The sequence below is a fragment of the Streptomyces sp. NPDC091972 genome, from assembly GCF_044756385.1.
In the GTDB taxonomy this organism is placed as follows: domain Bacteria; phylum Actinomycetota; class Actinomycetes; order Streptomycetales; family Streptomycetaceae; genus Streptomyces.
In genome coordinates this window covers 78219-97630 of the sequence record NZ_JBIVSV010000020.1, presented here as the reverse complement: position 1 = coordinate 97630, position 19412 = coordinate 78219, and the positions used below count along the sequence as shown (strand labels likewise).

The 19412-nt window shown below is 72.1% G+C and carries 23 protein-coding genes and 1 tRNA gene; 8 read left to right on the top strand and 16 right to left on the bottom strand.

Translation table 11 applies throughout. The features are described 5' to 3' along the window. Positions 1-406: 406 nt before the first annotated feature. The 8 genes from ACIQJT_RS39435 to ACIQJT_RS39400 form a co-directional block, all read right to left on the bottom strand. Positions 407-1300: an RNA polymerase sigma factor SigF gene (locus ACIQJT_RS39435; RefSeq protein ID WP_365464405.1), complete on the bottom strand. Its 894-nt coding sequence runs from the start codon at positions 1298-1300 to the stop codon at positions 407-409. A gap of 327 nt (positions 1301-1627) precedes the next feature. Continuing rightward, positions 1628-2458, bottom strand: coding sequence for an RNA polymerase sigma factor SigF (locus ACIQJT_RS39430; protein WP_365464579.1), 831 nt, complete (start codon positions 2456-2458; stop codon positions 1628-1630). Between the two features lie 169 nt (positions 2459-2627). Continuing rightward, complete coding sequence (locus ACIQJT_RS39425) at positions 2628-2921, bottom strand: Dabb family protein (protein ID WP_053852518.1); 294 nt, start codon at positions 2919-2921, stop codon at positions 2628-2630. Positions 2922-2933: 12 nt separating this feature from the next. Next, entirely contained in the window at positions 2934-3104 is a 171-nt protein-coding gene (locus ACIQJT_RS39420) for a hypothetical protein (protein ID WP_365464594.1), read from the bottom strand. A 111-nt stretch (positions 3105-3215) separates the two neighbouring features. Continuing rightward, positions 3216-3300: transfer RNA gene (locus ACIQJT_RS39415), tRNA-Ser, on the bottom strand. 45 nt (positions 3301-3345) lie between these two features. Next, on the bottom strand, positions 3346-3771 hold the full coding sequence (tadA, locus tag ACIQJT_RS39410) for a tRNA adenosine(34) deaminase TadA (RefSeq protein WP_402650336.1): 426 nt from the start codon (positions 3769-3771) through the stop codon (positions 3346-3348). A gap of 59 nt (positions 3772-3830) precedes the next feature. Beyond that, positions 3831-4376, bottom strand: a complete 546-nt coding sequence (locus ACIQJT_RS39405) for a hypothetical protein (protein ID WP_365464582.1) — start codon at positions 4374-4376, stop codon at positions 3831-3833. A gap of 332 nt (positions 4377-4708) precedes the next feature. After that, complete coding sequence (locus ACIQJT_RS39400) at positions 4709-4891, bottom strand: hypothetical protein (protein ID WP_053850793.1); 183 nt, start codon at positions 4889-4891, stop codon at positions 4709-4711. Positions 4892-4987: 96 nt separating this feature from the next. Between ACIQJT_RS39400 and upp the strand changes: the two genes are divergently transcribed. Further along, entirely contained in the window at positions 4988-5623 is a 636-nt protein-coding gene (gene upp, locus ACIQJT_RS39395; protein ID WP_053850800.1) for a uracil phosphoribosyltransferase, read from the top strand. A 343-nt stretch (positions 5624-5966) separates the two neighbouring features. Here the strand turns inward: upp and ACIQJT_RS39390 are convergent, their stop codons facing one another. Together ACIQJT_RS39390 and ACIQJT_RS39385 are read right to left on the bottom strand one after the other, a co-directional pair. Then, positions 5967-6608, bottom strand: a complete 642-nt coding sequence (locus ACIQJT_RS39390) for a LytR C-terminal domain-containing protein (protein WP_402650335.1) — start codon at positions 6606-6608, stop codon at positions 5967-5969. A gap of 99 nt (positions 6609-6707) precedes the next feature. Continuing rightward, positions 6708-7004 carry a type II toxin-antitoxin system VapB family antitoxin gene (locus tag ACIQJT_RS39385; RefSeq protein ID WP_003999914.1) on the bottom strand — a complete coding sequence of 99 codons (297 nt, stop codon included), beginning with the start codon at positions 7002-7004 and terminating at the stop codon, positions 6708-6710. Between the two features lie 170 nt (positions 7005-7174). Between ACIQJT_RS39385 and ACIQJT_RS39380 the strand changes: the two genes are divergently transcribed. Next, entirely contained in the window at positions 7175-8728 is a 1554-nt protein-coding gene (locus tag ACIQJT_RS39380; protein WP_402650341.1) for a helicase HerA-like domain-containing protein, read from the top strand. 197 nt (positions 8729-8925) lie between these two features. Here ACIQJT_RS39380 and ACIQJT_RS39375 read toward each other — a convergent pair whose 3' ends face one another. From ACIQJT_RS39375 to ACIQJT_RS39355, 5 genes are all read right to left on the bottom strand, one after another. Next, positions 8926-9243: a hypothetical protein gene (locus tag ACIQJT_RS39375; protein ID WP_365464414.1), complete on the bottom strand. Its 318-nt coding sequence runs from the start codon at positions 9241-9243 to the stop codon at positions 8926-8928. Between the two features lie 111 nt (positions 9244-9354). Then, on the bottom strand, positions 9355-10017 hold the full coding sequence (locus tag ACIQJT_RS39370; protein ID WP_365464417.1) for an HdeD family acid-resistance protein: 663 nt from the start codon (positions 10015-10017) through the stop codon (positions 9355-9357). A 58-nt stretch (positions 10018-10075) separates the two neighbouring features. Then, a complete protein-coding gene (locus tag ACIQJT_RS39365) occupies positions 10076-10672 on the bottom strand; it encodes an HhH-GPD-type base excision DNA repair protein (RefSeq protein ID WP_402650334.1) in 597 nt (198 codons plus the stop codon). A gap of 25 nt (positions 10673-10697) precedes the next feature. Further along, positions 10698-10871 carry a hypothetical protein gene (locus ACIQJT_RS39360; protein ID WP_402650333.1) on the bottom strand — a complete coding sequence of 58 codons (174 nt, stop codon included), beginning with the start codon at positions 10869-10871 and terminating at the stop codon, positions 10698-10700. A gap of 37 nt (positions 10872-10908) precedes the next feature. Further along, the gene (locus ACIQJT_RS39355; RefSeq protein WP_402650332.1) at positions 10909-11628 is read right to left on the bottom strand and encodes a siderophore-interacting protein; all 720 of its coding nucleotides are present in this window, start codon (positions 11626-11628) and stop codon (positions 10909-10911) included. A 77-nt stretch (positions 11629-11705) separates the two neighbouring features. On the opposite strand from ACIQJT_RS39355, the gene ACIQJT_RS39350 reads away from it, so the two are divergent. From ACIQJT_RS39350 to ACIQJT_RS39330, 5 genes are all read left to right on the top strand, one after another. Further along, positions 11706-13847, top strand: a complete 2142-nt coding sequence (locus ACIQJT_RS39350) for a penicillin acylase family protein (RefSeq protein WP_402650331.1) — start codon at positions 11706-11708, stop codon at positions 13845-13847. Between the two features lie 8 nt (positions 13848-13855). Next, entirely contained in the window at positions 13856-14467 is a 612-nt protein-coding gene (locus ACIQJT_RS39345) for a GNAT family N-acetyltransferase (RefSeq protein ID WP_402650330.1), read from the top strand. Then, entirely contained in the window at positions 14457-14924 is a 468-nt protein-coding gene (locus ACIQJT_RS39340) for a cupin domain-containing protein (RefSeq protein ID WP_365464432.1), read from the top strand. Before ACIQJT_RS39345 ends, ACIQJT_RS39340 begins: the two co-directional genes overlap by 11 nt. Continuing rightward, complete coding sequence (locus tag ACIQJT_RS39335) at positions 14921-15673, top strand: SDR family NAD(P)-dependent oxidoreductase (RefSeq protein WP_402650329.1); 753 nt, start codon at positions 14921-14923, stop codon at positions 15671-15673. The genes ACIQJT_RS39340 and ACIQJT_RS39335 overlap by 4 nt, the downstream gene beginning before the upstream one ends. Before the next feature lie 123 nt (positions 15674-15796). Beyond that, positions 15797-17758: a copper resistance protein CopC gene (locus ACIQJT_RS39330; RefSeq protein WP_402650328.1), complete on the top strand. Its 1962-nt coding sequence runs from the start codon at positions 15797-15799 to the stop codon at positions 17756-17758. Here ACIQJT_RS39330 and ACIQJT_RS39325 read toward each other — a convergent pair. Further along, positions 17742-18566: a DUF72 domain-containing protein gene (locus ACIQJT_RS39325; RefSeq protein WP_402650327.1), complete on the bottom strand. Its 825-nt coding sequence runs from the start codon at positions 18564-18566 to the stop codon at positions 17742-17744. The genes ACIQJT_RS39330 and ACIQJT_RS39325 overlap by 17 nt on opposite strands. Before the next feature lie 31 nt (positions 18567-18597). On the opposite strand from ACIQJT_RS39325, the gene ACIQJT_RS39320 reads away from it, so the two are divergent. Then, a complete protein-coding gene (locus tag ACIQJT_RS39320) occupies positions 18598-19377 on the top strand; it encodes an SDR family NAD(P)-dependent oxidoreductase (RefSeq protein ID WP_402650326.1) in 780 nt (259 codons plus the stop codon). Positions 19378-19412: the final 35 nt, after the last annotated feature.

The following is a 19412-nucleotide window of genomic DNA, read 5'->3' as shown; positions in this document are numbered from 1 at the left end:
CCGGGGGGGGGGGGGGGGGGGGGGTGTTGGGGGGTGGGGTGGGGGGGGGGGGGGGGGGGGGGGGGGGGGGGGTGTCCGTCCTCGGTCCGGCGGCTCGGCCCCTTGAGTAGTGCTCGGTAACGGACGCCGGCCGCTGCGGGCGGACACCCCCCACCCCGTCCCCTGACCGCCGTACGCGTCTGCACGAGCGTCCACATGACCCACTTAGGGGCGCGGGGAACTGCGCGACCGGCCACGACCGGCCCGCAGCCGTCAGGCGGCCGGTGGATGAGTTGGTTGGCCAACGGTCCGTCGTGGCTTGGGTGACTGTGCCTACTCAGGGGCGCGGGGAACTGCGCGACCGGCCCCCACCGGCCCGCAGCCGTCCCACTACCGAACCCGGCGCCCCTATGGGCGACCGGAGTTCTCAGTCCGAGATGAGGCCATCGCGGAGCTGGGCCAGTGTGCGGGTCAGCAGGCGGGAGACGTGCATCTGGGAGATGCCGACCTCCTCGCCGATCTGCGACTGGGTCATGTTGGCGAAGAAGCGCAGCATGATGATCTGGCGCTCCCGGGGCGGGAGTTTGGCCAGCAGCGGCTTCAGCGACTCCCGGTACTCGACGCCCTCCAGAGCCGTGTCCTCGTAGCCGAGGCGGTCCGCGAGGGAGCCTTCGCCGCCGTCGTCCTCCGGGGCCGGGGAGTCCAGCGAGGACGCGGTGTACGCGTTGCCGACCGCGAGGCCGTCGACGACGTCCTCCTCGGACACGCCCAGCACGGAGGCGAGTTCGGCGACCGTCGGGGAGCGGTCCAGCTTCTGGGAGAGCTCGTCGCTGGCCTTGGTGAGGGCCAGGCGCAGCTCTTGCAGGCGGCGCGGGACACGGACGGACCATGACGTGTCGCGGAAGAACCGCTTGATCTCGCCCACGACCGTCGGCATCGCGAACGTCGGGAACTCCACGCCCCGTTCGCAGTCGAAGCGGTCGATCGCCTTGATCAGGCCGATGGTGCCGACCTGGACGATGTCCTCCATCGGCTCGTTGCGCGAGCGGAAACGGGCCGCCGCGTAGCGCACCAGCGGGAGGTTGAGCTCGATGAGGGTGTCCCGGACGTAAGCGCGCTCGGGGCTGTTCTCGTCGAGTGCGGCGAGCCGCAGGAAGAGGGAGCGGGACAGGGTGCGGGTGTCGATGGCTCCGGACACCACCGGGGGTGCCGGGAGGGCCGGGACCGGCGCGGCCTCGACGGCCGTGACGTCGTCGAGCACGGGCTCAGCCTCGCTCTTCGTGAGCGTGAGCACCTTCGAGCTGCCCTGATCTGCGGACATGCCACCCCCTTTGGGTCGCGGGACGGTCGCGGCGAACGCCCCGTGGTGGAACGTCAGCCTTCACCTGAATACCGGAGCCGAAGCCTCGGCAAACGCGCTTCCGGCAGAATGTCACATGTCGGCAACACGCTGTAGTGACATGTCGACACGTGAGACTCTAATCCGCCCTGGATAAAGGGGGTCTGACGGTTTTTCGGCACAGAAGTGTCAGGAACGGCGCCGGTGAGCGATTCGCTCGCGCCGGTTACGCCTCGACAGGGCTTGCGAACTGCGGTGTTCCGGAACGTGCGACCGTGCGCCCCTTATGCATCCGCTATCCGGCGCGAACTATGCGTCGATCCGATTGGCGGATCGCAGCCGCTGGAAGCTACGCGCGAGTAGCCTCGAAACGTGCATCTGCGAGACGCCGAGTTCCGCGCTGATTTGCGACTGGGTGAGATTGCTGTAGTAGCGCAGCAGCAGGATTCGCTGTTCCCGTTCCGGGAGTTGGACGAGGAGATGGCGGACCAGGTCGCGGTGTTCCACGCCGTCCAGCGCCGGGTCCTCGTAGCCGAGCCGGTCGAGCAGTCCCGGCAGCCCGTCGCCCTCCTGGGCCGCCTCCAAAGAGGTGGCGTGGTAGGACCGTCCGGCCTCGATGCAGGACAGCACCTCGTCCTCACTGATGCGCAGCCGCTCGGCGATTTCGGCGGTCGTCGGAGTGCGCCCGAAGGCCGTCGTCAGGTCCTCGGTCGCGCCGTTGACCTGCACCCACAGCTCGTGCAGCCGGCGCGGTACGTGGACGGTGCGGACGTTGTCGCGGAAGTACCGCTTGATCTCGCCGACGACGGTGGGCATCGCGAAGGTCGGGAACTGCACGCCCCGGTCCGGGTCGAAGCGGTCGATGGCGTTGATGAGCCCGATGGTGCCGACCTGGATCACGTCCTCCATCGGCTCGTTGCGGGAGCGGAAGCGGGCGGCCGCGTAGCGCACGAGCGGGAGGTTGGCCTCGATGAGCGCCGCGCGCACCCGGCTGTGCTCCGGCGTGCCCGGCTGGAGCTCCTTCAACTGGCCGAAGAGCACCTGGGTGAGCGCCCGGGTGTCGGCGCCGCGACTGCGTGGGGCGGCCTCCTGGGGGGCCTCCTGGGGAGGCGCGGTACTGGCCGCCACGGTCAACGCCACCTCTTCGTTGGTCAACTCATCCGTCAAAAGCGGTCATAGCATCACAAGACATGTGCACTGTGTGCAAGCACCGCATAACGTTGGGTTACGCCGTGTTGAGGGGCAACTTGCGCTGGAGGACGCAGAAAAGCCTCCCGCCGTTCCCGGCAGGAGGCTTCGCGGGTCGGACTCAGTACGCGTAGTCCGCGATCACCCAGGTGGCGAACTCCTTCCACAGCGCCACGCCCGCCTGGTGCTCCGGGTGCTCGACGTACGCCCGCAGCGCGGCCTCGTCCTCGAACCCGGAGTTGATGGCGAAGTCGTAGGCGATGGGGCGGTCGCTGAGGTTCCAGCCGAGTTCCCAGAAGCGGATCTCGGGGATCTTGCCGTCCAGGGCGCGGAAGGCCTCGACGCCCGCGACGACGCGCGGGTCGTCGCGCTCGACACCCTCGTCGAGCTTGAAGAGGACGAGGTGACGGATCATCTGAGCTCCCAGCTAGTGCGCGCCGTCGGCCAGCCACGTGAAGAAGTCGCCCACGGCTTTGGCGGCGTCCGATATGCCCTGGAACCCTATCTGCACGTAGTCGGCGGCCTTCTCCGGGTCCGTGATGATCACGTACAGCACGAAGACCACGATCACATAGACGGCGAGTCTCTTGCCGTTCACCGCCACCGCGGCCTCCCCCGCTTGGTACCTCTGTTGCTTCTGGGGCGCGAGTGTAACGGGGGTGATCAGTGAGCACGAAGGGCCCCGTCTCTCGACGGGGCCCTTCTCAAGCGGTAGCGGAGGGATTTGAACCCTCGGTGACTTGCGCCACACTCGCTTTCGAGGCGAGCTCCTTCGGCCGCTCGGACACGCTACCGAGGGAGACCCTACAGCAAGGTGGGGCGTGCTTTGAAATCGGTATTCAGCGGCCCCGGAAGAACTCCGTGAGGAGTCCCGCGCACTCGTCCGCGAGGACGCCCTCGATCACCTCGGGACGGTGGTTGAGGCGCCGGTCGCGGACGACGTCCCACAGGGAGCCGGCCGCGCCCGCCTTCTCGTCCCGGGCGCCGTAGACGACCCGGTCCACCCGGGACTGCACGATCGCGCCCGCGCACATCGTGCAGGGCTCCAGCGTGACGACGAGCGTGCAGCCGGTCAGCCGCCACTCGCCGAGCTCCGCCGCCGCCCGCCTGATCGCGAGGACCTCCGCGTGCGCGGTCGGATCCCCGACCGCCTCGCGTTCGTTGTGACCGGCCGCGAGCACGGTCGTACCGTCCGGGGACAGTACGACGGCGCCCACCGGCACGTCCGGGCCCGCCCGGCCGGCCTCGTCCAGGGCGAGCCGCATCGCGGCCCGCCAGCGGTCCCGTACCGGGTCCGGGACGCCCTCCTTCTCGGTCCCTGCGCTCAGCGGACGGTCTCCAGGACCTCCGAGGCGCCCAGGGACTCGGCGATCTCGGTGAGAGCGTCCTCCGACAGGGCCTTCAGTTCCTTCTCGCTGACGCCCAGGTCGTCGAGGACCTGCGCGTCACCGACCGGGCCGTGCGGCACGGCCTCTTTGGAGCCGCCCGCCTCGGCGGTGACGTCCTCGTCGTCCTCGTCCTCGTCCTCGCCGTCCTCGGTGCCGTCGAGGTCGAGGGCGTCGAGGTCGGGGCCGTCGTCGCCGGGCTCCCTTCCGAGCAGTTCGTCGGTGAGCAGGATCTCGCCGTACGAGCTGCGGGCAGCGGCGGCGGCGTCCGAGACATAGATACGAGGGTCGTCCTCGCCGTCGATGCGGACGACGCCGAACCAGGCGTCCTCCTGTTCGATCAGCACGAGCACCGTGTCGTCCTCGGCCGCGGCTTCCCGGGCGAGGTCGGCCAGATCCGACAGCGTCTCCACATTGTCGAGGAGCTCCGTGTCGCTCGCTTCCCACCCGTCTTCGGTGCGCGCGAGCAGTGCGGCGAAGTACACCGTGACTCTCCCACTGGTCATAGGCGTGCCGGTTGGGGGTCCCCCCGGCGGAGGTTGGGCGGGGAGAGCTCGGCTCCGAGCCCCACCCACTCGGAATCGTGGCAGAAACAAGGCGTTCAGGGGACGTCTTCGGCACCCTGTGTCCGGTGGTTTTGATCGCACGCGCGTCGGCACGTCGGTGAAGTACTCACCAGCGCACTCGTCGCCGCCACGAGCGGGATCGTACGCGGCTTTCCCAAGGCCCCACGCACGGGCACCTGTTCAGCACGCCCCGCGTCCGCCTCCAGTGCGTCTTCCGTGCGTCCCGGGCGCCCCGGGGCGCGTGATCTTTCTTACCAACGGAAGGTCCGCATGCGCATCGCGTGCCGCAGCCGGGCCACCTTCGCGCGGCGCGGCTGGACCCGGTCGCGCAGCTCCCGGGCCTCCGCGAGGTCGCGCAGGAACTGCGCGCGTCGGCGCCGGCGCTCGGCGTCGGTCTCCTGTGACGACGGTTCGTTCTCAGGCAGGTCAGGCATCGGTTCACCACCCCAGTCCGTCCCTCCCACTTTCCCCCGGTCGGGCGGTTTGACGCCAGCGCGAGGGGTTCCGTGGACCCGGCTACTGTTGTGGCCATGCGTCTCCACGTCGTCGACCACCCTCTGGTCGCCCACAAGCTCACCACGCTGCGCGACCAGCGCACCGACTCCGCGACCTTCCGCCGCCTCGCCGACGAGCTGGTCACCCTGCTCGCCTACGAGGCCACGCGCGACGTGCGCACCGAGGCGGTCGACATCCGGACCCCGGTGGCCGCCACGACCGGTGTGAAGCTGTCCTACCCCCGGCCGCTGGTGGTGCCGATCCTGCGGGCCGGGCTCGGCATGCTCGACGGCATGGTCCGGCTGCTGCCCACCGCCGAGGTGGGGTTCCTCGGCATGATCCGCAACGAGGAGACGCTTCAGGCGACCACGTACGCCGCGCGCATGCCGGAGGATCTCTCCGGGCGTCAGGTGTACGTCCTCGACCCGATGCTCGCGACCGGTGGCACGCTGGTGGCGGCGATCCGTGAGCTCATCAAGCGCGGTGCGGACGATGTGACGGCGGTGGTGCTGCTGGCCGCGCCGGAGGGTGTCGAGATCATGGAGCGCGAGCTGGCGGGGACGCCGGTCACGGTCGTCACGGCTGCGGTCGACGACCACCTGAACGAACACGGCTACATCGTGCCGGGTCTCGGTGACGCGGGGGATCGGTTGTACGGGTCGGCGGAGTAGGTGCGGGTGCGGGTTCGGTGGGGGCGGGCGTTTTTGCGCAGTTCCCCGCGCCCCTGAGATGCCTGCGGCGGCCTGCCGCTGTCCGGTGGGGGCTGGTGTAGCGCATACGGCCCGGTGGGTGGGTCGGTGCCGGGGTGGGGGATGTCCGTCCTCGGTCCGGCGGCTCGGTCCATCGAAAAAGGGGCCCGGTAACGGACGCCGGCCGCTGCGGGCGGACACCCCCCACCCCGTCCCCTCACCGCCGTACGCGTCTGCACGAGCGTCCACATGACCCACTCAGGGGCGCGGGGAACTGCGCGACCAGCCACGACGGGCCCGCACCCGTCAGGCGGGCGGGCACGAGTCAGCAGGTCTTCTTGGTTCCCGTGGTCGTCGGCGCGGGGGCGGCCAGTGCGGCCAGGGCCTTGTCGGCTACGGGCTTGCTGCTCAGGGTCTTGAAGCCGTTTCCGATGATCAGGTCGACCTCGGCACCCTTGCGGGTGTCCGTACGGGTCTCCGCGGAGGCGACCTGCGTGCCCAGGACCGGCAGTGAGGTCTTGAGGGCGGACGACGGGCCGAGCAGTACCGCCGTGCCCTTGACCTTCTTGTCGTAGGCCGCCGTCGCGTTGCCCACGTCGCCGATCCGGAAGCCCCGCTTCTTCAGCTCGTCCGCCGTCTTCTTGGCGAGCCCGCCGCGAGGCGTGGCGTTCAGGACGTTGACGGTGATCTGGCCCGGCTTGGGGAGAGGCACCGCGGAGGGGGACGGGGAAGCGCCGGACTTCTTCGCGCAGTCCGTGCCGGAGCCGGCCGCGGAGGCCTTGTCGCCACCGCCCGTGAAGACGTCGATGAGCTGGAGCGTGCCCCAGCCGACCAGGCTCAGCGCGGCGACGGAGGCCACCACCCCGAGCACGAGCCTGCCGCGCCGCCGGGGCCGACGCATCCGGGGGTACTTGTCGCCCGTGATCCGGTACTTACCGCCCATGCCGGGGGGCGTCAGCATGCTCATGGGCGCAGCGTAGTGCGCGCGGGCGGTGATTCCTACTAGATGATCATTGACCGCCGCACAGGAGAACCCGAAAGGGCCAAACCTTTACAGCGCCGTCACTCAGTCCAGCTCGAGCACGCGCGCGTGCAGCACCTGCCGCTGCTGGAGCGCCGCCCGCACCGCGCGGTGCAGACCGTCCTCCAGGTACAGGTCGCCCTGCCATTTCACGACGTGCGCGAACAGGTCGCCGTAGAACGTCGAGTCCTCGGCGAGCAGGGTCTCCAGGTCGAGTTGGCCCTTGGTCGTCACGAGCTGATCGAGGCGGACCGGGCGCGGTGCGACGTCCGCCCACTGCCGGGTGCTTTCCCGGCCGTGGTCGGGGTACGGCCGGCCGTTTCCGATGCGCTTGAAGATCACACGGAAAGCCTACCGGTCAAGACCTTCCGGGCGCAGCCATGGCGAGCGAGTGCGACGCTGGAAAAAGGTGAAGAAAAGGGGCGTAACGGGAGCAGGGGTTTGGTATGAACGAGCGAAAGACCCCGCCGCGGGGCGAGACGGGGGCCGCCTCGGCAACCGCCGGCCGGTCCATGCCGGAGGCACAGTCCCGCTCCGCCGCGCTGCCGCAACAGGCCCTGGAGATCGCCGCCGGCTACGCCTTCACCGGACCCGCGCTCGATCTCGGCGCACTGCTGTGGGACGGCGTCTGCCTCCCCGACGCGCAGGTCAGGATCCCCCTGTCGATGCTCAACCGGCACGGACTCGTCGCCGGCGCCACCGGCACCGGCAAGACCAAGACGCTCCAGCTCGTCGCCGAGCAGTTGTCGGCGCAGGGGGTCCCGGTCTTCCTCGCCGACATCAAGGGCGATGTGTCCGGCATCTGCGAGCCCGGCGCGCGGAACGAGAAGGTGCAGGCCAGGGCCGCGGAAGTGCACCAGCAATGGGAACCCACCGGCTTTCCCGCGGAGTTCTACGCCCTCGGCGGCATCGGGCACGGCATCCCGGTCCGGGCCACCGTCACCAGCTTCGGGCCGCTGCTGCTGTCCAAGGTGCTCCAGCTCAACCAGACCCAGGAACAGTCCCTCGGCCTGATCTTCCACTACGCCGACCGGAAGGGGCTGGAACTGGTCGACCTCAAGGACCTGCGGGCCGTCGTCGCATTCCTCACCTCCGACGAGGGCAAGGCCGAGCTGAAGAACATCGGGGGCCTGTCCACCGCCACGGCCGGGGTCATCCTGCGGTCCCTCACCGCGTTCGAGGCGCAGGGCATGGCCGACTTCTTCGGGGAGCCGGAGTTCGACACCGCCGAGCTGCTGCGCACCACGGACGACGGGCGCGGGCTGGTCTCCGTGCTGGAGCTGGCCGCCGTACAGGACCGGCCGCGGCTCTTCTCGACCTTCCTGATGTGGCTGCTCGCCGATCTGTTCCACGACCTCCCGGAGGTCGGGGACGTGGACCGGCCGAAGCTCGTGTTCTTCTTCGACGAGGCGCATCTGCTCTTCAACGGGGCCTCGAAGGCGTTCCTCGACTCCCTCACGCAGACCGTGCGGCTGATTCGCTCGAAAGGAGTCGGCGTCTTCTTCGTGACGCAGACCGCCAAGGACGTGCCCGCCGACGTCCTGGCCCAGCTCGGCAACCGGGTCCAGCACGCGCTGCGGGCCTTCACCCCGGACGACCAGAAGGCGCTGAAGGCGACCGTGCGGACCTTCCCCGACTCCGCTTACGACCTGGAGGAGCTGCTCACCGGCCTGGGGACCGGAGAGGCCGTGGTGACGGTGCTCAGCGAGAAGGGGGCGCCGACGCCTGTCGCCGCGACCCGCCTGCGGGCTCCCGAGTCCCTGATGGGACCGGTCGACGCCGGTGCGCTGGACGCGGCGGTCAGGGCCTCCGAGCTGTACGGGCGTTACGCACAGGCTGTGGACAGGGAGTCGGCGTACGAGAAGCTCGGCTCCCGCGGCGCCAAGGGCCCGGACGAGACGAAGGCCCCGCCGACCCCGGCCCCGGCCCGCGCGGACGACCCCTCCGTCGTCGAACAGGTCGTCGGCAGCGGCATGTTCAAGTCGCTGGCGCGGTCGCTGGGCACGCAGATCGGGCGGGAGATCACCCGCTCGCTCTTCGGTACGGCCCGGAGGAGGCGGCGGTAGCCCGCGGCCTCCTCCAGGGACTCAGCCGCGCTTCTCCTCTCTCGCCGGCGGCTGCTTCTTCGGGATCTGCGGCTTCGGCGCGCTGCGTGCGGCCTCCGCGCGCAGCAGGGCGCGCAGGACCGCGTACGGGTCGACGGGCATGGCGGTGTTCCTTGTCCTTGCGTGAGTGCTGAGCGGGCCTGGGGAAACCGGCTCTGTCAGCAGCGCAGGACCACGGAACGCAGGACGGGCAGCGCGTACGGCGGCCTCGGGGGCGCGGGCAGGGGCCGCTCCGCCGGCACGCCGTGCACCGTCTCCGGCCACGGCACGGGCCGCAGGGGCACGACCGCACGGTGGACGGCCCGGGCCGGCGGTCGCAGCGCCGTGTCGAGGACGTCGTACTCGACGAGCTCCCCGGCGGGCACGGGCGGCATCGCGTGCGCCTGGAGATGCGCACCGGGCACCAGCAGCGCGAGCAGCAGCACGAGGACCCGCAGCCAGTCACGGCTGCCCGGGGGACGTCGTACGGAACTCACACAGGTCGTCTCCCCCTCCGGCACGCGCGTTTCATCGCTTCGGCCCCGCAGTTCACCCGACCGGAGGGGCGGGCGTGGGGGTCCCGGCGGCGGTGCGCGCGGGCGGTGGGGTCACACCGTGTGCGGGACCCGGTGGGCTCGGCCGCGGAGGCTCAGGGCCGTGACGATCTCGACCGCTCCCACGACGACCAGCCAGATGCCGCCGACCAGGGTGAGGACGGCGACCGACTCGAAGGGGGAGTCGATCAGCACGATCCCGGCGACGAAGGTGAGCACGCCGAGGAGGATCTGCCAGCCGCGGGCCGGCATCGAGCGGTCGGAGGCGGCGGCCAGGGTCTGGGTGATGCCGCGGATCAGCCAGCCGATGCCGATCCACAGGGCGAGCAGCAGGACCGACCGCATCGGCCCGCGCAGGCAGAACAGGCCCAGCAGGATCGACAGGGAGCCGCTGACGAAGGCGAGGACGCGCAGTGCGGTGGTCTTGTGCGTGCCGAAGGCCGCGACCAGCTGGAAGACACCGCTGACCAGGAGGTAGACGCCGAAGAGGACACCGGCCGCGAGCAGGGAGGCGCCGGGCCAGACGAGGACCAGGACGCCGAGGACCAGGGAGGCGGCACCGGTGAGCAGGACGACCTGCCAGGCCGCCTGGGCGAGGGTGTGCAGGGGGCCGTCGAGGGGCGGCTCGGGCGCGTGCGGGGAGGTGCCCGGCGGGTGGCCCGCGTGGACCTTGCGGTCGTCGAAACGGTCGGCGAAGCGGTCGTCGAACTCGGTCATGGTCCATGCTGGGACCGCCGCGCCCACCCCGGCCACCGGGGACGGGCCACCCGGCTGACTAGGACTTCCCGCCCGCTTTCGCCGCCTTCGCCGCCGCCTTCATCTCCTGCTTGTGCGCGCGGACCTTCGTCAGCGACTCGGGGCCGGTGATGTCGGCGACGGACCGGAAGGACTCGGGCTCGCCGTAGGCGCCCGCGGCCTCCCGCCAGCCCCGTGGCCGGACGCCGAGCTGCTTGCCCAGCAGTGCCAGGAAGATCTGCGCCTTCTGCTTCCCGAACCCCGGCAGCTCCTCCAGCCGGCGCAGCAGCTCGCGGCCGTCGTCCACGCCCTTCCAGACCAGCTCGGCCTCACCGTCGTAGTGCTCGACGAGGTAATGGCAGAGCTGCTGGATCCGCTTGGCCATCGAGCCCGGGTAGCGGTGCACGGCCGGCTTCTCGGAGAGCAGCGCGACGAAGGCCTCCGGGTCCTGCGCGGCGATGTCGTGCGCGTCGAGGTCGCTGGCGCCGAGCCGGTCCGCGATGGTGCGGGGGCCCTTGAACGCCCACTCCATCGGGACCTGCTGGTCCAGCAGCATCCCGACCAGCGCGGCGAGCGGGGAGCGGCCGAGGAGCTCGTCGGCCTCGGGGTCCTGGGCGAGGTGAAGGGTGACGTCCATGACTCCGATCATGCCCCCGCCGCGGTCACAGCTCCACGTGAGGGCTGGTCAGCGCCGCTCCGAAGCAGCCCTTGACGCCCTCGACGGGGATGCCGGCGCTCTTTCCGCACAGGTTCACCGAGCCCTTGAGGACCGGCCCCGAGGCCGAGCCGCGGGCGATCCACAGGCAGCCGTCGGTGTTCTCGGTGGGCGCGGCCACGACCGTCAAGGGTTGTGCGCCCGGCGCGGGTGTCCTCTCAGGGCCGCCAGTAGCCCAGTGCGTCGACCCGCTCCTTGGGCACGCCCAGCTCCTTGCGGACGTACGACGACAGGGTCCGGGTCGTGGCCGTGTCGCAGGCGATCCAGACGTACGCGTCCGGGTGGTCCTTCAGCAGTGCGGGCAGGTCCGCCTTCGCCTGGGCGACCAGGTGCGCCCCGGAGTCGAGGCGGAGCACCCGGCGGACCTCGTGGCGGGACGGGTCGGTGCGGAACGGGAGGTCCTCGTCGCCGCCCTCGAACCAGACGGTCGCGGGGGAGGAGTCCAGGGCGCCGAGGAGGGAGTTGAGGGCGGGCAGGGAGGCCGGGTCGCCGAAGGCGAAGACGTGCGTGGGCTCGGGGTCGGGGCGGTCGAAACCGGTGCCGTGGACGGTGGCCTCGATGGTGTCGCCGGGCTTCGCGGTACGGGCCCAGTCGCTGGCGACGCCGTCGTGCAGCGCGAACTCCAGGGCGAACGTGCCCTTCTCGGGGTCCGGGTCGACCAGCGTGTAGGCGCGCTGGTGCGGCTTGCCCGCGGCGGAGAACCACAGGCGCACCCACATCGTCGGGTGGACGCCGGTGGCCGCCAGCATCCCGCCGTCGGTGAGACGCACCCGCCGGTACGCCTCGGTGACGTCCTCGGCGCCGGTCACGGTGAACACGAAGTCCTTCGCCCGCAGCAGTCGGAGGACCGCGCCCTCCCAGCCGTGCCCCTGCCCCATGGTCCTTCACCCTTCAAGTACGATTCCCTCACCAATTAACTTAGGTAAGCCTAACTTAAACGGAAGCGAGTGCGAGGGTGAGTACCGAGATCTACCGCGACGCCTGGGGGATACCCCACCTCCGCGCGGGCAGCGCGCGTGAACTCGCCCGCGCCCAGGGCCGGGTCACCGCCCGTGACCGCGCCTGGCAGCTGGAGGTCGAACGGCACCGCGCGCAGGGCACCTCGGCCGCCTTCCTCGGCGCGGCGGCCCTGTCCTGGGACACCCTCGCGAGACGGGCCCGCCTGGACGACACGGCCAGACGCTGTTTCGCAGCGCTGGAGAGACAGGACCCGGAGACGGCCGACTGGGTGCGGGCGTACGTCGACGGCGTCAACGAGGAACTGCCGTCCGCCTCGGCCCCCGAATTCGCCCGCGTCGGCCTCGCCCCCGGCCGCTGGGAGCCCTGGACGCCGCTCGGCGTCTGGCTCGGCACGCACATCCTGTTCGCCGGCTTCCCGGCCAAGCTGTGGCGGGACGAGGCGATACGGCACCTGGGCCCGGACGCGGTCGGTCTCTTCGCCACCGACGGCCCGGGCACCTCCGGCAGCAACGGCTGGCTGGTCGCCGGCGACCGCACCACCACCGGCCACGCCGTGCTCGCGGGCGACCCGCACCGCTACATCGAGGACCCCGGCGTCTACCAGCAGATCCGCCTGGCCTGCCCCGAGTTCGACGTCGTCGGCCTCGCGGTGCCCGGCGTCCCCGGCATCGCCCACTTCGGCCACACCGGCACGGTCGCCTGGTCCATCACCAACGCCATGGCCGACTACCAGGACCTCTACCGCGAACGGCTGCGCCGCACGGGGGCCGGCGTGGAGGCCCTCGGCCCGGACGGCGTCTGGCACCGCGCCACCCGGCACACGGAGACCGTCGAGGTGGCCGGCGAGGCCCCGGTCGAGATCGAGGTGATCGAGACGGAACGCGGCCCGGTGGTGGCGGGCGGCCCGGAGGGACTGGAGGGCGGAGGAGTCCTGGAGGAGGCCGCCCCGCTACCGCCGGTGGCTTCGGCCGCGGACGCCTCCCGGTCCGGCGCCACCCCCACGGCCGCCCCCGTCGCCCTGTCCCTGCGCTACCCGCCCCGCGTCACCGGGGACCTCGGCTTCAGCGCCCTCCTCCCTCTCCTGCGCGCCCGCCGGACCGCCGACGTGGACCGCGCCTTCGACCTGTGGGTCGAGCCCGTGAACGTCGTGCAGGCCGCCGACACCGAGGGCGGGCTGCTGCACCGGGTCGCCGGGTGGGTGCCGGTGCGGGCGGAGGCCAACCGGCTGCGGCCCGTCCCCGCCTGGGAGCCCGGGCACGAGTGGCAGGGCCGGCACGACATGCCCCGCGCCGGCCTCACCGACGGCATCGCCGTGATGGCCAACCAGCGCAGCCCCGCCACCCCGCTCGGCGTCGAGTTCGCCCCGCCCCACCGGGCGGACCGCATCGCCGCCCTGCTGCGGGAGAAGGAGCACTGGTCGGCCGCCGACATGCCCGTGATCCACATGGACACCCATCTCGCCTCCGCGCAGCCCCTGCTGGACCACATGGCGGCCCTGGACGGTCTCAGCCCCGCGGCCGCGGCCACGAGGGAAACGCTTCTGCGCTGGGACCGCCGCATGACCGCGAGCAGCACGGAGGCCGCCCTGTACGCCGCCGTGCGCAGCGCGGTCGTACGACGGCTCGCCGCCCACCCCGCGTTCGCGGCCCTGACCGAGCCGCCCGCCTACCCCGACGTCCTCCTCCCCTGGCTCGGCCTCGTGCCCCGGGTCGCCTTCGCACTCGAACACCTGCTGCGCGCCGAGGAGTTGTACGGCGTCGACCGGGCCGGGACCGTGCGGGCCGCCCTGGAGGAGGTGGCCGCCGAACCACCGCGGGGCACCTGGGGCGACACCCACCGCCTCGCCCCCTGGCAGGCGCTCCCCGAGCACGACCGGGACGCCCCGGCCCTCTCCGGCGACCACGACTGCGTCCTGTGCACCTCCGCGGTGCCCGGACTCACGGACCTCGCCGCGCGCGGCCCGGCCGCCCGTTACGTCTGGGACCTGGCCCGCCGCGAGGACAGCCTCTGGGTGGTCCCGCTCGGCGCCTGTGGCCTGCCCGGGTCACCCCATCACCGCGACCAGCTCCCGCTGTGGCTGCGGGGAGATCTCGTACCGGTCGTCACCGACTGGCAGCACCTGACGAAGGAAGACTGAGGAGACCGATGTCCGACACCACCACCCGTGAAGCGGTCCACACCCAGACCGTGGACGGCTTCGGCACCGTCCGCATCCTGCGCCTCGACCCGCACGCCGACGCGGCGACCGTGCACGCCTGGGTCAGCGAGGAACGCGCCGCGTTCTGGGGCATGAACGGCCTCACCCCGCAGCAGGTCGCCGAGATCTACGCCCACCTGGACACCCTCGACACCCACCACGCCTATCTGCTGGAGAAGGACGGCGAACCGGCCGGGCTCCTGCAGACCTACGAGCCGGAGGCCGACCGCGTCAGCGAGTGCTACACGGTCGAACCCGGGGACATCGGCATCCACCTGCTGCTCCCGCCCATCGGCCCGCACGGCACCCGGCCGGGCTGGACCTCGGCGCTGCTGTCCGCCGTGGCCAGGTACGTGCTGCTGGTCCTGGACAAGCGGCGGGTCGTGATCGACCCCGACGTGCGCAACGAGAAGGCCATCGCGCGCTTCCTCAAGCAGGGCTTCGTGGCCGGGGACGCGGTCGTGCTGCCGGAGATCGACCTCCCCGACGTGCACCTGCCCGAGAAGCACGCCCAACTGGCTTTCCTGACAAGGGAGGTAGCCTTTCCGGGTGACGCCTGACGACCTCGTCGCCCACTACGGCCTGGAACCCATCCCCCGCGAGGGCGGACTGTTCCGGCAGACCTGGGCCGGAGCCGAGCGTGCCGACGGACGGCCGCACGGCACGGCGATAGTGGCCCTGCTGACCTCGGACGACTACTCCGCCCTGCACCGCCTGCCCAGCGACGAGATCTGGCACCACTACCTCGGCGATCCCCTCGACCTCCTGCTCCTCGCTCCGGACGGCACGGCACGCACCGCCGTCCTGGGCCCGGACGTACTCGGCGGCCAGCACCCGCAGTTCACCGTGCCCGCGGGCACCTGGATGGGGGCCGTGACCCGCGGCGCCTGGACCTTCTTCGGCTGCACCATGGCGCCCGGCTTCACCTACGAGGGCTACGAACACGGCGACGCGGCCGAACTGACGGCGCGTTACCCGGCGGAGGCGGAGCGGATCGCGCGACTGTGCCGCCCATGAGACTCCTTCGAGGACAGGTCGCCCTGGTCACGGGCGCGGGCGGCGGCATCGGGCGGGGCATCGCCCTGCGGTTCGCCGAGCAGGGCGCGGCGGTCGCCCTCCATTGCCGTACGTCCGGGGCGGCGGCCCGTGAGACGGCCGCCCGGATCGAGGACTCGGGCGCCCGGGCCGTCGTACTGGAGGCGGACCTGCGGGACGAGGACGGGTGCCGGCGGCTGGTGCGGGAGGCCGCCGCGTGGGGCGGGGGACTGACCGCACTGGTCAACAACGCGGGCGTGCAGCCCGTCCAGGCCCTGCCCGGGATGACGGCCGCGCAGTGGCGGGACGTCGTGGACACCAACCTGACCGGCGTCTTCGCCTGCACGCAGGCGGCCGCGGAGCTCATGGGGCCGGGCGGGTCCGTCACCCACGTCGCGTCCGTCGAGGCGGGCCACCCCGCTCCCGGGCACGCCCACTACGCCGCCTCCAAGGCTGCGATCGTGACGCACGCGCGGTCGGCGGCCCTGGAGTACGGGCCGCACGGCCTCCGCGTCAACACGGTCTCGCCCGGGCTGATCGACCGCGAAGGGCTGGCGGAGACCTGGCCCGACGGGGTGGAGCGGTGGCTGCGGAAGGCACCCCTGGGCAGGCTCGGGCGCCCCGAGGACGTGGCCGACGTGTGCGTGTTCCTCGCCTCCCCGCTGGCGTCCTGGGTCACCGGGCACGACTTGGTGGTGGACGGCGGGGTGTCCGCCCGGTCCACGTGGTGAGCGCTCGGCGGCCCGCGTCCGTACGTATCCGGGAGACCGCGAACCCAGGTACGGAGCAGTGACGTGAGGTGTGAGCGTGCGCGCAGCAGCACAGGCCGGCGAAGGCGAGGACTTCAGGGTCTGGTGCTGCTGGGAACCGTGCTGGTCCTGCTCCTGTTCGGCGGTGCGGGAGCGGCGTCCGCCCACGCCGCCCTCCGGGCCACCGACCCCGAGGACGGGACCGTCCTCAAGTCCGCCCCCCGTGACATCACCCTGACCTTCACCGAGTCCGTCGGTCTGCTCGACGACTCCTTCCGGGTGCTGGACCCCGACGGCAAGCGCCTGAGGGTCGGGGACGCCGGACACGGACCGGGCGGCTCGGACACGGCCCGGGTCACGCTGCCTGCCGGGCTCGCCCAGGGCACCTACACGGTGGCCTGGCGGGTGGTCTCGGCCGACAGCCACCCGGTCTCCGGCGCCTTCACCTTCTCCGTCGGCAAGCCCTCCCCGGCCGTGGTGGTCGCGGACACCGGCCCGACCGAGGACCCGGCCACGGAGAGCCTGTTCAACATGGGCCGCTACCTGGCCTACCTCGCCGCGGCCCTGCTCATCGGCACCGCCGTCTTCCTCGCCGTCTGCCGCCCCCCGGAACCGTCCCGGCTGCGCCGACTGCTGTGGGCGGGCTGGGGCACCCTGCTCGGCTCGACCCTGTTCCTGCTGGTGCTGCGCGCCCCGTACGAGAGCGGCGCGGGCCCGTCCGCCGCGTTCTCCCTCAAGGCCCTCGAACGCACCCTGGGCACCCGCCCCGGCGAGGCCCTCCTGGTCCGCCTGGCCCTGCTGCTGGTCGCGTACTTCTTCGTCGTACGACTGCTGCGGCCCGGCGCGTCCAGGCTGCCCCGCGGGTGGCAGGCGGCGGGCGGCGCGCTCTCCGTGGGTCTCGCGCTGACCTGGGCCGCCGCCGAGCACGCGTCCGCCGGGATCCAGGTGCCGGTGGCGATGACGTCCGCGGTGCTGCACGTCCTCGCGATGGCGGTCTGGCTGGGCGGTCTCGCGGCCCTGCTCGCCACGCTGTACCGGGCCGAGGCACAGCTCCCGGCCGCCGTCGTCGCCCGCTTCTCCCGGCTGGCCTTCGCCTCCGTGACCGTCCTCGTCGCCACCGGCGTCTACCAGTCCTGGCGCGGCCTCGGCTCCTGGGACGCGGTCACCGGCACCACGTACGGCCATCTGCTCGTCCTCAAACTGCTCGCGGTGACGCTGCTGCTGGCGGCGGCGAGGCTGTCGCGGCGGTGGACGGGCCGGCTGGTGACGGTCGCGGCCCAGGCGGAGGCCGAGGCGGCGGCGGTCGTACGGGAGAAGGTGGCCGAGCGGGTGGGCGGCGGCCCGGCGTCGGCGGAGGCGCGGGGGGAGGCGGAGGCGGTCGTTCGGGCGAAGGTGGGCGGCGGCCCGGTGTCGGCGGAGGCGCGGGGGGAGGCGGAGGCGGTCGTTCGGGCGAAGGTGGGCGGCGGCCCGGTGTCGGCCCAGGGGCGGGGCGAGGCGGAGGCGGTCTTACGGGAGAAGGTGGCCGAGCCGGTGGGCGGGCCGCCGTCGGACGCCGGACCGGCGCCTTCCGCGGCCCGGTCCGCCGCGCCGGCGCACCGGCACGGTCTGCGCCGGTCCGTCCTCGCCGAAGTGGCCGTCGGGGTCGTGGTCCTGGTGCTGAGCACCGTGCTGAGCGGCACGCTGCCCGGCCGGGCGCAGGCCGAGGCGGGCCCGGCCACGGCAGGACTGCCCGCCGCGTCCCTGACCACCGTCCCCTTCGCGGTCGGCGGTGCCACCGGCAGCGTGCAGGTCACCCTTGACCCGGGCCGCACCGGCGACAACTCGGTCCAGGCCATCGTCTACGCGGCTGACGGCGGCCTCGCCACCGTTCCCGAACTCCGGCTGTCCTTCACCCTCCCGGCCCAGCGGATCGGCCCGATCGACGCCCGACTCGAGAACAAGGGCGGCTACTGGGGCACGAACGACCTGACCCTGCCCCTCGCCGGCGACTGGCGGATGAAGGCGACGATCAGGGTCTCCGACGTCGACCAGATCAGCGTCACGAAGACGGTCAGGATCGTGGGCTGAGCAGCTCGGCCATGGTCTCGGCGGCGTGCACGGCGGCGGCTCCGCAGCAGTTGTTGAACAGCACGTGGAGTTCGTCGGACCGTTCGGCCAGGGTCCGCAACCGCGGTACCCACTCTGCCAGTTCGGCGCGTGCGTAGTCGTACCGGAAGCGCTCCTCCTTGCTGCCCCGGCCCCAGGAGGAGCTGCGCCCGTGGAAGCGCACGACGGACAGCCGGGGCAAGGTGACGGGCGTGACCGGCGGCAGGGAGGCGGGCAGCCCCTGGCGCATGTCCACGGCGACGGCGGCGAAGTCGTACTTGCCGAGCAGCGCGCAGGTGAGGTCGTGCTGGTCCTCCTCCCACCAGGACGGGTGCCGGAACTCCACGTGGACGGGCCAGCCGGCGGTCCGTTCCGCGGTCTCCTCCAGGAACCGCTCCGCCCGCGCCCCCGGCCGCAGCCACGGCGGGAACTGGAACAACACCCCGCCCAGCCGCCCGGCCTGACGCAACGGCTCGATCCCGTCCGCGAACCGCGCCCACACCTCGTCCAACGGGACGTCGGCGAGAGCGGCCTGCTTCGCGGGATGCCCGGTCAGCGGCGCGTACGCCTTCACGTCGAACACGAAGGACTCGGGCGTGCGCTCCACCCACAGACGGCTGTTGCGCTCGCTGGGCAGCGCGTAGAACGTGCCGTCCACCTCCACCACCGGGAACCGCTCGGCGTAGTACCGCAACCGTCCTTCGGCGTCCCGCCGCCCCGGCGGGTACCAGCCGCTGCGGACGAGCGCGGGATCGGTCCAGGAGCACGTGCCGACGAGAATACGGGTCATGGGAGACCGGGTACCGACTTAGGGTGCGGGCATGACTTCCCAGGCGTATCTCTCCCGACTCTTCTCGCTGGACGGCCGGATCGCCCTGGTGACCGGCGGGAGTTCGGGCATCGGCAGGGCGATCGCGGGGGCGTTGGCGCGGGCGGGCGCGAGCGTGGTGGTCGTGGCCCGCAGAAGGGCGGAACTGGCGGCCACCGTCGAGGAGTTGACGTCGGACGGCTGCCGGGCGGCCTGGGTGAGCGGCGACTTGAGCACGAGGGACGGTGTCCGTACGGCGGCTCAGGAGGCCGCCGACGTGTTCGGCGAACCGGACATCCTGGTCAACTCCGCGGGGATCAACCTGCGTCCACCGATGAACGAGCTCACCGACGAGGTGTGGGACACCACCATGGCGGTCAACCTGGAGGCGCCCTACCTCCTGGGCCAGCGCTTCGGCCCGGGCATGGCCGAGCGCGGCTTCGGCCGGATCATCCACATCACGTCCCAGCAGGCCCACCGCGCCTTCGTGCAGAGCGGCGCCTACGGCGTCTCCAAGGGCGGTCTGGAGTCCCTGGCCCGCTCACAGGCCGAGGCCTGGTCCCCGCACGGCGTCACCTGCAACACCCTCGTCCCCGGCTTCGTACTGACCCCCCTCAACGCCCGCCTCGCCGACGACCCGGAACAGGTCGCGTCCCTGGCCGCCCGCACGATGACCGGCCGCAACGGCCTCCCCGAGGACTTCGCGGGCGCCGCCGTCTTCCTGGCGAGCGAGGCCTCGGCCTACGTCACGGGCCAGTCGGTCTTCGTGGACGGAGGCTTGTCGGTGCACTGACCGAACGGCCAGCCCCGGGCACGTCGGTCACCCGG